The sequence below is a fragment of the Candidatus Alcyoniella australis genome (assembly GCA_030765605.1).
GTDB lineage: Bacteria > Lernaellota > Lernaellaia > JAVCCG01 > Alcyoniellaceae > Alcyoniella > Alcyoniella australis.
Window position 1 is genome coordinate 35109 of the sequence record JAVCCG010000107.1, and the last position, 13085, is coordinate 48193.

Genomic DNA, 13085 nt, shown 5'->3' on the forward strand with positions numbered 1-13085 from the left:
ACGTTGGGTTGACGAGGACGATGATGAGCGATAGCCGCAGCAACGAGATGGAAAAGACCTACAGCCCCGACGATCTCGAACAGCGCTGGTACGAATACTGGGAACGCATCGGCGCGTTCCGCGCCGGCGAGGGCGACGAACGCGAGGCGTTCTCGATCGTGATCCCCCCGCCCAACGTCACCGGCTCGCTGCACATGGGGCACGCGTTCAACAATACGCTGCAGGACATCCTGGCGCGCTACCACCGGATGATCGGCCACAACGTGTTGTGGATGCCCGGCACGGACCACGCGGGGATCGCCACCCAAAATGTGGTCGAGCGCCAACTGGCCGCCGAGGGCAGCTCGCGCCACGAGCTGGGCCGCGAGAAGTTCATCGAGCGCGTCTGGGAATGGAAGCAACAGTACGGCGACCGGATCATCGAACAGCTCAAGCACATGGGCTGCTCCTGCGACTGGGACCGCCTGCGGTTCACAATGGACGAGGGGCTGTCCAAAGCCGTGCGCAAGGTGTTCGTCACCCTCTATAAAGAGGGGCTGATCTATCGCGGCCAGTACCTGACCAACTGGTGCCCGCGCTGCGAAACCGCACTGAGCGACCTCGAAGTCGAGCACGAGGACCAGCAGGGCCATTTGTGGCACATCAAGTATCCGCTGGCCGACGGCAGCGGCGAATTGATCGTGGCCACCACCCGGCCCGAGACGATGTTCGGCGACACGGCGGTGGCCGTTAATCCCGCGGACGAACGCTACGCGGATTTCATCGGTAAGCAGGTGGTCCTGCCGCTGGTGGGCAAACAGATCCCGGTGATCGCCGACGACTATGTGAGCATGGAATTCGGCACCGGCGCGCTGAAGATCACCCCGGCCCACGACCCCAACGACTTTGAGATCGGCCTGCGACACAGCCTGCCGATGGTCAAGGTGATCGACGAGCGCGGAGTCATCGCCTCGGACGTGGAAGAGACCGGGCGCTACGCGGGCATGGAGCGCAACGCGGCGCGCGCCGCGGCCGTGGCCGATCTGGAGTCCCAGGGGCTGCTGCACAAGGTCGAGGACTACGCGAGCTCCGTGGGGCACTGCTACCGCTGCAAGGAAATCATTGAGCCCAACCTCTCGGTGCAGTGGTTCGTCAAGACCAAACCGTTGGCCGAGCAGGCGATCAAGGCGGTGCGCGATGGACGCACGCGGATCGTGCCCGAGCTGTGGACCAAGACCTATTACAACTGGATGGAGAACATCCGCGATTGGTGCATCAGCCGCCAGATCTGGTGGGGACACCGCATCCCCGCCTGGCGCTGCCCCGAATGCCCCGACGTGCTGCTAGTCGAAGAGATCGATCCCACGAGCTGCCCCAACTGCGGCGGCAAACTGGTCCAGGAAGAGGACGTGCTCGACACCTGGTTCTCCAGCGCGCTGTGGCCGTTCAGCACCATGGGCTGGCCCGAGCAGACCGACCTGCTCAAGACCTACTACCCCACCAGCTGCCTGGTTACGGCCTTTGACATCCTGTTCTTCTGGGTGGCGCGGATGATGATGATGGGGCTCAAATTCATGGACGACGTGCCGTTCCATGACGTGTACATCCACGCCCTGGTGCGCGACGAGCACGGTCAGAAGATGAGCAAGAGCAAGGGCAACGTAGTCGACCCGTTGGTGATCGTCGACGAGTTCGGAGCGGATTCGTTCCGCTTCACATTGGCCAGCCTAGCGGCCCAGGGCCGCGACGTCGCACTCTCCAAACAACGCATCGCCGGCTACCGCCGGTTCGCCAACAAAATCTGGAACGCCGCGCGCTTCACCCTGAGCCACCTCGAGGGCTTCGAGCGTCCCTCGCAAGCGCCCTGCCCGCAGTCGCTGCCCGACCGCTGGATCCTCTCCAAGTCGCGGCACACGGCGCAACTCGTGGGCCGGGCGATCGAGGAGTTCCGTTTCAACGACGCGGCGATGTTGACCTACGACTACATCTGGCACACGTTCTGCGACTGGTACTTGGAGCTGATCAAACCCGCGCTGTATGACGACGACGCGCCCGCGGAGCAGCGCGAGCTGACCAAGCACGTGCTGTGCACGGCGCTGGACTCCCTGCTGCGCATGCTGCATCCATTCATGCCCTTTGTCAGCGAGGATCTCTGGCAGCGACTGCCGGGCACCGGCGAGACGATCATGCTCAGCGAGTTCAACCCGCTGGGCCAGGAGCTGGTCGACGACGAGGCCGAGAGCAAGATGGATCTGGCGATCGAGGCGATCACCGCGATCCGCACGATCCGCGGCGAGATGAACATCGCCCCCTCGGTGAAAATGCAGGCCGTGGCGGTCGGCGACGAGCAGCAGCTTTCCGTGCTGCGCGGACTGGCCGACCTGGTGCGCGACCAGGCCAAGCTCGAGAGCCTGATTGTCGATCCCGCGGCCCAGCGCCCGAAGACCGCGGCCGTGGCGCCGTTGGGCTCGATCACGATCTACGTGCCGCTGGCCGGCCTGGTCGACCTCGAGGCCGAAAGCACGCGGCTCAACAAAGAGATCGACAAGGTCGATAAAGACCTCTCCAAGATCAAGGCCAAGCTGGGCAACGAGAAATTTCTCACCCGCGCGCCCGAAGAGGTGGTCCAGCTCGAGCGCGAGCGCTACGAGCAGCTCGACGCTCGAAAAGCCAAGCTCGCCGACGCGCTTGAACGCATTGAACTGATCCGCAGCGAAAGTGCGGTCTGAGCGATGTCCGGGGCGCTGAAACGTGAAATCAGTCGCGTAGTACGCCAGGCCCTACGCGAGGATTTGGGACCGGGCGACATCACCTCGCATCTGACTTTGCCACAGCGGATCGAGGGCTCGGCGCGGATCGTCGCCCGCCAGGAACTCGTGGTCTCGGGGATCAACTGCGCCGCACGCGTTTTCGAGATCGTGCCCGGCAAGGTGCACTGGGAACAGTTCGTGGAGAACGGCCAGCGGATCCAGCGCGGAACCGAATTGGCGCGGCTGCACGGTCCGGTCTACGCGCTGCTCGCGGGCGAGCGCGTGGCGCTCAACCTATTGCAGCATTTCTCAGGCATCGCCAGCACCACCGCGCGTTACGTGGCGGCGGTCAAAGGGACCCACGCCAAGATCGTGGACACGCGTAAAACCATGCCCGGTCTGCGCATGCTGCAAAAGGCCGCCGTGGTTCACGGCGGGGGCGAGAACCACCGCATGGGCCTGTACGACGCAATCCTGATCAAGGACAACCACGTCGACGCCTGCGGCCAGCTGAACTGGGCCGTGGCCATCGCGCGCTCGCGCATGGAGCAGCCGCTGCCGATCGAGGTCGAGGTGCGCACACTGAAAGAGCTCGAGATGGCGCTCGAGGCCGAGGTCGAGCAGGTCCTGCTGGACAACATGCGGCCACAGATGATCCGCCGCGCGGTTAAAATCATCCGCCGCACCCGTCCCCAGACCCTGATCGAGGCCAGCGGCGGCGTGATGCTACGCAGCGTGCGGGAAGTCGCCCTGGCCGGGGTCGACCGGATCAGCGTCGGCGCCCTGACTCACTCGTCCCAGGCGGTGGACATCGCGATGAAGTATTACGAATGAGCTGGGCCGCCGCGCTTAACCTGCTGGAGCGCGAAGACACGCTGTCCGGCGAACAGCTCGGCGAGCTGCTGGGAGTCAGCCGCGCCGCGGTTCACAAAGGCGTGACCCGTTTGCGGCGCGAAGGATATCGCATCGAGGGGACCGCGGGCCGCGGCTACCGCCTGCTTGAATCCGCATCGCCCTACTGCCAAATCGAGATCGAACGTCGGCTGCTCAAGGCCGGCTCGAACCTGCCCGTTGTTTTCCGGCGCGAGTGCGACTCGACCAACAGCCTGGCCCTGAGTCTGGAGCCCTCACAGGACTGCGTGGTGGTCGCGGACAGCCAGCGCGCCGGACACGGTAGGCGCGGACGCGATTGGGTTTCGCCCGCGGGCTGCAATATCTACCTCACACGACTGTTCGAGCGTCGTCTCAATGCCCAGAGCGCGTCCGAGCTGGTGCTGGTCGCCGGAGCCGCCTGCGCCGCGGCGCTCAATTCTCTGCCCGGAATCCAGGTCGGACTGAAATGGCCCAACGACATTTACGCCCAAGGCGCAAAGCTCGCCGGCATCCTGGTCGAGGGCGCGCTGGTGGAAACCAGCCTGGTGCGCGCGGCCGTGGGGATCGGGATCAACGTCAACATCGACCGCCGCGAGCTGACGCGCCGTATCGATCGTCCGGCCACCAGCCTGCTGGAGCTGACCGGCCGTTGCATTGCGCGCGGCGAATTGGTCGCCCAGATAGTGTTGCAACTGGATAAATGGTATGCTCAGTGGCTGAAGGCAGGTTTAAGTAAAGTATTATCCATATATAGCAAACTAGATGTTATCAAAGATAATGTTATCGAAGTTGATCTGGCTGATCGCACGTTGGAGGCCCGATCTGAAGGGATCGATCAACAGGGTCGGCTGCTGGTCGTCACAATGGATGGAGAGCAGTTGTGCCTGAACTCCGGAGAGGTGACGATTCGACCGGCAACAGGAGTGATTGATGCTGCTGGTAGTTGATGTCGGAAATTCGAACATCGTCCTCGGGATCTACCGGGACCAAGAGCTGATCGCACACTGGCGCTTGGCGACCAACGTCAAGCAGACCTGCGATGAGTACGGGATGATGCTGCTGCAGTTGATGCAGCACAGCGACCTGGACAGTAAACAGGTCGACGGCTCGATCATTTCCTGCGTGGTTCCCCCCCTGCTCCAATCGTTTGAGGCCATGGTTCGGATCTATTTCAACGTGCGGCCGCTGGTGGTCGGCCCCGGAATCAAGACCGGGATGCCGATCCTTTACGACAATCCGCGCGAGGTCGGAGCGGACCGCATTGTCAACGCGGTGGCGGCCTACGAGCGTTTCAAGCGCGCCCTGATCGTCGTGGATTTCGGCACGGCCACGACCCTCGACGCGATCAGCGAGCGCGGCGAATACCTGGGCGGGGCGATCTGTCCGGGGATTACGATCAGCATGGAGGCGCTGTTTCTTAAGGCGAGTAAGCTGCCGCGCGTAGAGCTGACCAAACCCAAACGGGTAATCGGACGCAACACGGTCAACTCGATCCAGTCCGGCATCCTCTACGGCTACGCCGGGCTGGTCGATCGACTGATCGAGCGCATGTCGCAGGAGATGGACGGCAGCCCCGTTGTCATCGCCACCGGCGGCCTGGCCGAACGAATCTCAATCGAGGCCACGCGGATTGAGCACACCGACAATATGCTGACCCTGGAGGGCCTACGGGTAATTTTCGAGCGCAATCCGTAATTCAAGCGCTACAATTGACCATCTATGTATGGTGCTTATTAACAAAATTCTCTTGACCATGCGTAATCATCGAAATAGATTATGCTTTTGACATAGCAGAAGAAAAAAGCAGCAGAAGAGACATGCCCAAAGCAGTATCCATATTCGCCGGATCGTTCAGCGATACGCACCCGGCTGCGGTCTTATTGGGGATCAACCAGCAACGGGAAAGTGGGGCGCTGTACCTAACCCGCGACAGCGTATTTAAGAAAATCTACTTCCGCATGGGCCTGCCGATGCTGGTCGAGAGTTCGCTGATTCGCGAAGGCATCATCCGGGTGCTGTGCGACGAGCAACGGATCGACAAGACGATCGTATTCGACGTTGTGTCCCGCGCCGTCGAAAACGAGCGTAAACCCGAGGAACTGATCGTCGAATCCGGCCTGATCAGCGGCCACCAGATGCAGGAACACTTGCGCACCAACATCGAGAACCGCCTGATCGAGTGGATGTGCTGGCCCGACGGCGAGTATTGGTTCGAGTTCGGCGAGGAGCCCCCGGAAAACCTGCGCGGCCTGGTGATGAGCTATAAGATCTCCGCCGCGGTTTGGAACAAAATGCACTCCGGCCTCGGGGTTCGCCGACTGGAGCACGCCCTGAAGCAGGACATGTCGAGCATCGTCAAGGTACTCAGGCCGACACAGGATATCCAGGCGGCGATGCACCTGAAGTCGGAGGAGATCCGCTTGCTGCGGATGCTCGACGGAACTCAGACCATCGAGAACCTCTCGTTGACCGAAACCATGGAGCACAAGCGCGTCCTGGCGTTGATCTTCGTGCTGGGCATGGCCGGCGTCGTTTCGATCAGCACCCCGATCGAGCATGAAGCGGCTCCGGACAACAAGCGCGACGCGGCAGACCTCGAGTTCGCAAGGCGGGTGCACCAGGAGCGCGGCCAGATCGAGGAGCGCAACTACTTCGAGATGCTGCGCATCGGACGCGATTTCGACGACGAGCAGCTTCGTCGTGCGTATTACACGCTGTCGCAGCGCTATCACGAGGACAAACTGTTCACCCGCAGCGATCCGGAGACGCGCCAGATTGCCGACTCGATATTCCAAAATCTGACCATCGCCTTCGAGACCCTGGGCGGCTACAAACGCTTCCGCGACAGCGGACGCTACGTGGCGATGATGCAGCATCACGAGGAGTTCCAATCCAGCCGCGAGAGCCGCCTGCGCAGCCTGCTGCCCTACTTCGACGCCTGCAACGCGATGACGATCGGCGATTCGACGCGGGCGCTGCAATCGATCCGGGAAGCGATCGACACCTATCCGACCGAGAGCGAGTACCACGGAATCAAGGGCGAGCTGTCGCTGCAAACCGCCAATGACAAAATCTCGCGCAAGGACGCGATCAGCGTACTTAAAAAATCGCTGTCGCTCGACGGAATGTGCGAGCGCAGCCTGCTGACCATTGCCGGAGCCATGGAATCCGACGGCAACCTCGAGGAGGCGGCCAAATACTATCGCCGATTGCTGCGCATCGATTCGGAGAACCGCAGCGTGCGCCGCACTCTGCGCGACATTATGCGCCGCCGTAAGGACAGCCTCTCCTTCCGGGTCGACGACGATCAGCGCAAAGTAATCGCCGAACTCAAGGTCGAAATCGAGGACTACCTCAAACGAATCGAGAACGCCAACCACTTCCAGATTCTCAACCTGCCGATGGATTGCGACGGCGACCAAATCAAGAACGCCTACTTCAAACTGGCCAAGAAATTCCACCCGGACCACATGCGCAACATGCCCCTCAACCGCGAGATCGAACCGCTGGCCGAGGAGCTGTTCATGCGCATCAACCAGGCCTACCAGGTGCTGATTTCCGAGCAGACCAGGCGGCTGTACGAGCGCTCGTTGCGCGTCAGCGAGCAGCAGAAGGCGATCGCCGCCAAGATCAGGGGCGGCACGCGACCCGAGGACCAGTTCAAGCAGGCGCTGATGCTGGTCAAGGACCGAGTCTGGGATCAAGCCCTCGAAGTGTTCAACAAACTCACCCAGCAGGATCCGAAGAACGCCCAGTACGTGGCCTACAAGGTCTACTGCGAGTTCATGAACCAATTCCGCAGCAGCGCGGACGGCCCGCGCACGCTGATGCGGTTTGACGAAGCCTTCCGCGAAGCGCAAGCGTTGGGACCTGATAATCCGGACGTACTCTTCCTCTGGGGCCGGATGTATCGCGTGTTCGGCGATCTGCCGCGCGCCCGGATGCTGTTTCAAAAAGCGCTGAACATTGACGACGAACACATCGAGAGCCTGCGCGAGATGCGCCTGATCAAGTCGCGCATCGACGACGAGGAGAGCTCCTCGAGCGGCTTGCTCGGCAAATTGCTCTACGGCCGCCCCAAGGAAGAATCCGCCGAGGGTAAGTCGACCAAGACCGAATCGAAAAAAGAACAGCCGGACGACCAAACCCCGTGGTACAAAAAAAAGCTGTTCTAGCCCGAATTATCCTTTTTCCTAGGAGCCGCGAATGACCAGAACCCCTAAGGATCCCAATGGCTAGTCGGATCCTTGTCGTTGAAAACGACGACGGCGAATGGGAATTCCTCAGCGAGGTATTCAACGTTCGCGGTGAAACCGCAGTACGCGCGGTCAACGGCGATCAGGCCCTGGAACTGCTGAAAAAGAAGCCGGGCTGGGGCCTGATAATCATCGAATCGCTGCTGCCCAAACGTAGCGGAGCCGAGCTTTGCCTGACAATCAAGGAGACCGCCGAGGGCCGTCAGACGCCGGTGCTGCTGATCGGCTCGATCTTTAAAAACTTCAAAATTGCTCAACAGGCAAAATTCAAGTTCCGCGCCGACGACCTGCTGATCAAGCCCTTCACCCTGGACGAGCTGGAGCAGAAACTCTCGTTGCACCTCGAGGGCATGTCCCTGGAACAGTTGCAGCAGCTCGATCAAAAACGCATTAAGGGCTCAGAGATCGACGCCGCGCCTCCGGCCAAGTTGGACCTCGCCGGCAGCCTGGAGAATATCCGCGTCGGCAGGCTGCTGTCGTGGATCGCCGAACACGAGGAGACCGGCGCCCTACGGGTTGTCGCCGGACAGTCGGTGCGCTGCGTTTACTTCAAGCGCGGCAAGATCGTTTACGCCTCGAGCCGCTCGTGCGGACAGAGCTTGGGCCAGATGCTGCTAAAACGCGGCGTGATCGACCAACCGACGCTGGTGCAATCGCTGCAACAGATGATCGAGCACGACCGCCGACAGGGCGAGGCGCTGTTGCAGATGCAGGTGCTCACGCCGCACCAGCTCTACAAGTCGCTCTCCGAACACGTCGCTCGGATCGTCGTCGACCTGTTCTCGATCCGCGTCGGCGCCTATTACTTCGAGCTGCTCAGTGGCGTGCCCGGCTTAAACCTGGCGCTGCAGATCGATCTGAGCGCCATCGTCTTCGAGGGAATCCGCCGCTACTACAGTCCCAGCGGCCTCGAGGAGGAGTTCAGCGAGCTGTCCAAGTTCTACATCCACCCGGTGGTCGGCGGCCCGTTCCAGATTCCGAACCTGTCGCTGAGCAGCCAGGAGAAGCGCTTCGCCTCCTCGATCGACGGTTCGGCCAACGCGTCGGATGTCTTTGAATCGACCGACATGGGAGACTTCGACGTGCGGGCGCTGACGCTGGGAATGATCATGCTCGGGTCGGTCAAGCTCGACATGCTGCCCGCCTCCGAACACCCGCAGCAGGGGGGCATCCCCTACGGGCAACCCGACCGCTCCAAGAATAACGACGTCAACGCCTATATGGACGAGATCGAGACGCTCTACAACCGTCTGCGCAGCGCAACCGAGGCCGAGGCGCTCGAGCTCGATCAGGAGCAGGACGCCGATTCGGCGTTAAAGGCCTACATTGTCGCGGCGACCTCACTGCACAACCGCCTGCTGTTCTCTAAAGCTTCGGCCATCGCCCGCGCCAGGGCCGACGCCTCACTGCTGATCCTGCACTCCGCCTACTCCTCGTTCGCCTTGCCCGACCTGGATCCCAACGCGGTCAGGCCGGCCCCGGAACCCGACACCCGTTCGGTCGACAAGGCCGACGTGATCCGCGCCTCGCTGGAGTTCGTCAACGGCAGAGCGAAGTTCGACGACGCCCAATACAGCGCGGCGTTCGAGCTGTTCGAGCGATCTTCGCAGCTCGACCCCCTGCGCGGCGAGTACTTCGCCTGGAGCGGATGGGCGCTGTTCAACGAAGCCCTGGTTACCGCCGACGAGCAAAAGAACGAACGCGCCCGCGAGCTGATCGATCACGCGCTGATGCTCGACCCCAACCTGTCCGACGGCCACCTGTTCAAGGGATTGACCCACAAGCACTCCGGCGATATGCCCTCGGCGGAAAACTCACTGGAGTTCGCCGCCGACCTGCGTCCGAACCACGCCCAGACGCTGATCGAGCTGCGGGAGATCTATCGGCGGAAGCGCCTGGATCAACAGAACATCAAACGCAACGTCATGGACAGCGAGGCGCTGAAGGCCTACATCTCGCACATCGAATCCTGGTACCAGGCCCAAGCCGCCAAGAACCTCTACGAGTTGCTCAGCTTGAGTCCGGAAGACGACCCGCGGCAGGCGCGACAGATCTACTTCGACCTGGCCGAGACCATCAGGCCGCCGAAGATCTACGCCAACAGCCCGCTGTTGATCCAGGAGATGGCCGACGAAATCTTCCATCGGCTGACCGAGGCTTACGAGACGATCAGCGATCCGCATAAACACGAGCTGTACCAGCAAGAGCTCGAGCGCAATGAGCAGCCGCTGGACGAGGCCACCCTCTCCCAGTGTCTTGAACAGGCCCAGACCCTGCGCAAACGCGCCCAATCGATGTTGGAAGCCAACGACATCCGCGGCGCTGGCCAGCTGTTCAAGCGCTCCCACGCCACCCACGGCGAGGACCTTCACAGCTTGGTCGGCTACGGCGAATGTCTGTATCGCGATTACTCCGGATTCGGCATCTCCAAAGCCCAGGCGTTTCAAAAGGCCAAGGGTATTATGCACCAGGCGCTCAACTCCGATCCGACCCTGGCCAAGGCCCACGCGGTGCTCGGGCGAATCTATCTGGACGAGCACAAAATCGAACTCGCCGAGGAGGAGTTCGACAAGACCCTCGAGCTCGATCCGCGCAATCTGCAGGCGCTCCACGGCTTCAGAATGCTGCACTCGGGTCAGTGGCACGAACGTCGACGACAGCAAACCAAGGCCGGCAACGAGGAGCTGCAGCTGCTGCGCGACGAGCTTGAAAAGCGCTACGACAAATTGTACGGCGTCGACTACGTTCAGGCCCTTGACGTGTCGATCGACTCCGAGGACGAAGACGTCGATGGCGCCTACCGGCAAAAGATCGAGGAACTCTCCGCTCTGGACAACGCCGATCTGATGGACTCCGACTCAGTGACCAAGGTGCTGGTCCACCAAATCCGGCGTCGACTGTCCGACGCAGACTGGATCCTTTCGACCTCCGAGGGCAGGACCGCGGTGGCCAGCACGTTGAAGTCGCGCAAGGAACGCGACAGGATCCACCGCGTCAAAGAGTTGAACACGGCTCGCGAGTGCATGGAGCTCGGATGGGACGCTTTGCGCGATAAGGACATGCAGACCGCCCAGGCCGCATATTCCCGGGCAACGCGGCTCGCCCCGGGTTCTGGTCCGGCCAAATCGCTGGTGGCATTGTGCCGTTGGCGCAGCGCGGCCGAGGGTGAGCCCGGACTGGAACAGCGCAACGAGGCGTTGGATGCCGCACGCGAGGCGTCCAAGGTCGATCCCGACGCCTGGGAAGTCTGGTACGCCCTGGGGCTAATTCAGAAGGCACGCGGCAGCACCAAGGAGGCGATCGCCTGGTTGAAAAAGGCCGCCGCCCTGGCGCCCAACGTCCCCGAGGTGCAGCGCGACCTCAAGCTGCTGTCCTCGCGCAGCAACACCGAAAAGGTCTATCTCAAGGATTTAATCGTCGATCGTCTGAAGAGCCTTTTTCGCCGCAATAAAGGCTAGCGCGATTCTTTCTTGCCGCCGCCCGTCAACTGATCGCTGATCCGCGCCTTGTAGTACAGATATCCCGCCAGAATCACCGTGCACAGTAGGGTCAGCGTCATGCCCATCGCCCGCCAGCGTCCGGCCAAAGAGATCGTCATCGTCAATCCGAATACCAGGCCAAAGACGCTGGGCAGAACCAGCCCCAGCCAGATCTTGGATTCCTGCTCTTCAAGACTCTTGGCGTGCGTCGGAATTGCGATGACCTGAATCAGATGTTGGCGGTTGAGCCGGGCGATGCGCCGCTTTTCGATCGGCAGCCGCTCGTCGTCCACCGACTCGCTATAGCGGCGGATCGCCGTTTTGATCAGAGAATTGCGCAGACAAAATCCGACGTAGCGGTTGTGCGTCTGCTGGTCGAGTTCCGCTGCGCACACCTCGCTCCAGAGCTGTTCTTCGGCGGCCAGTTGTTCTGCTGAGAGTTGATTGACCTGCGGCGTAAGATAGTCGGGGCGATCCTTGCGATCCTGGTCAGTCAACTATTTAAACCGTTGGCGATCGGCCAGCGCCTTGCGCGCGGTAACAGCCAAAATGCCGGGCACCTGTTTGCTCTTTGAAAGATGCGCCAAGTCCCGGTCGTTGAGCATGGTCATGTATTTGAGCGACAACGGGATCGGTGTCTTGGGATTGTTCACCAGCGCCAATTTCGTCTGATAGTTCTTGGTCCACTCGCGGCTGTTGGCGATAATCCTGATCAGCTCCTCTCGCGCAGTCTTGTCGCGCGAGAGCTTGAGCACCTCCTCGATGGTGATCCGCGGATTCTGCAGCACGCATTCCTGGATTATCTTGTTGGGACTTTTAATCAGGATCATCCTGGCTTCCAGCGATCCCTTAAGCGCCATCTTGATCTGATCCATGACCCTCATCTTCTTGACGCGGAAGGCCATCGAGCTGCGTTCCGTGCCGGTCAGCTCTTGATCGGGATCGACCAGGAATTCCTTGGCGAACTCCTCATCCTTCTCGAAGCTCTCCTTGGCCAGCTTATCCAGGTCGACGTGCTGCTTGAGCTCCTTCTCGGACATCGAGTCGAAGACCAAATCGTCGTATTGTTCCCCATGCTCCGCCGACTCTACGGCCTCGTCCATGGCCGAAGCTTCGGTGGAGGGGGCCTCCGGGGCCTGGGGCTCGATCCCTTCCGCCACCGGCGGGGCGAACTCCTCAAACTCGCGATCTTCGGGCGCCTCGATATTCAACAACCGCAGGAACTGTTCTACGCGATCGCGGATCGCCCGCGGCACAGCTGAGTTGCGTCTCAGGGCATTGTAAATCTGCGGAGCCTGCACCAACCGCGTCTGGTTGGCGGCGATGATATCGATCAGGCCGATGTCGGTCAGCGTCTCGGCCAGGAAGATTATCGTCTCGTTAGCGCAGGTGGGATTGAGCAGGATGCGCTCGTACATCGCCGGCAGCGCCAACTCCCTGCGGGCGAAGAAATCGAGCGCCTGCCAAGGAGTAGCCTGGGACGCCAGCGCGGTATCGATCAGGTTCGGCGGCAGCTCGTCGATACTCTCCTGCGCGGCCTTGGCGATCTGCTCGTCATCGTCCCGGTGCAGGTAGACCAGGGTGACCACCAGTTCCTGGGTGCCCATCGGCAGCAGTCCCTTGGCCGCCGCCATGCGCACGCCGGGTCCGGCGTCTTGGGGCAGAATGCTTCTTACCTGTTCGGGCAGCTCTTCCCAGGTGAGTTTTACACCTGTGTAGTTCTCATTCACGGTTCAGGCTCCAGCAAA

8 protein-coding genes are annotated in these 13085 nt (G+C 61.3%); 6 read left to right on the forward strand and 2 right to left on the reverse strand.

What is annotated here, in order from left to right; genetic code table 11:
- Positions 1 to 23: 23 nt before the first annotated feature.
- The 6 genes from P9M14_12610 (at position 24) to P9M14_12635 (ending at position 11316) form a co-directional block, all read left to right on the forward strand.
- Positions 24 to 2708, forward strand: coding sequence for a valine--tRNA ligase (locus tag P9M14_12610; GenBank protein MDP8256584.1), 2685 nt, complete (start codon positions 24 to 26; stop codon positions 2706 to 2708).
- A gap of 3 nt (positions 2709 to 2711) precedes the next feature.
- Positions 2712 to 3563, forward strand: coding sequence for a carboxylating nicotinate-nucleotide diphosphorylase (nadC, locus tag P9M14_12615; GenBank protein ID MDP8256585.1), 852 nt, complete (start codon positions 2712 to 2714; stop codon positions 3561 to 3563).
- Positions 3560 to 4549, forward strand: a complete 990-nt coding sequence (locus tag P9M14_12620; GenBank protein ID MDP8256586.1) for a biotin--[acetyl-CoA-carboxylase] ligase — start codon at positions 3560 to 3562, stop codon at positions 4547 to 4549. Before nadC ends, P9M14_12620 begins: the two co-directional genes overlap by 4 nt.
- Complete coding sequence (locus P9M14_12625) at positions 4533 to 5297, forward strand: type III pantothenate kinase (GenBank protein ID MDP8256587.1); 765 nt, start codon at positions 4533 to 4535, stop codon at positions 5295 to 5297. The genes P9M14_12620 and P9M14_12625 overlap by 17 nt, the downstream gene beginning before the upstream one ends.
- Before the next feature lie 122 nt (positions 5298 to 5419).
- Positions 5420 to 7777, forward strand: a complete 2358-nt coding sequence (locus tag P9M14_12630; protein ID MDP8256588.1) for a DnaJ domain-containing protein — start codon at positions 5420 to 5422, stop codon at positions 7775 to 7777.
- Positions 7778 to 7833: 56 nt separating this feature from the next.
- A complete protein-coding gene (locus tag P9M14_12635) occupies positions 7834 to 11316 on the forward strand; it encodes a DUF4388 domain-containing protein (protein MDP8256589.1) in 3483 nt (1160 codons plus the stop codon).
- Here P9M14_12635 and P9M14_12640 read toward each other — a convergent pair.
- Positions 11313 to 11834 (reverse strand): hypothetical protein, encoded by a 522-nt coding sequence (locus tag P9M14_12640; GenBank protein ID MDP8256590.1) that lies wholly within the window; start codon positions 11832 to 11834, stop codon positions 11313 to 11315. The genes P9M14_12635 and P9M14_12640 overlap by 4 nt on opposite strands.
- Positions 11835 to 13067, reverse strand: a complete 1233-nt coding sequence (locus P9M14_12645; GenBank protein MDP8256591.1) for a hypothetical protein — start codon at positions 13065 to 13067, stop codon at positions 11835 to 11837.
- Between the last annotated feature and the right edge of the window lie 18 nt (positions 13068 to 13085).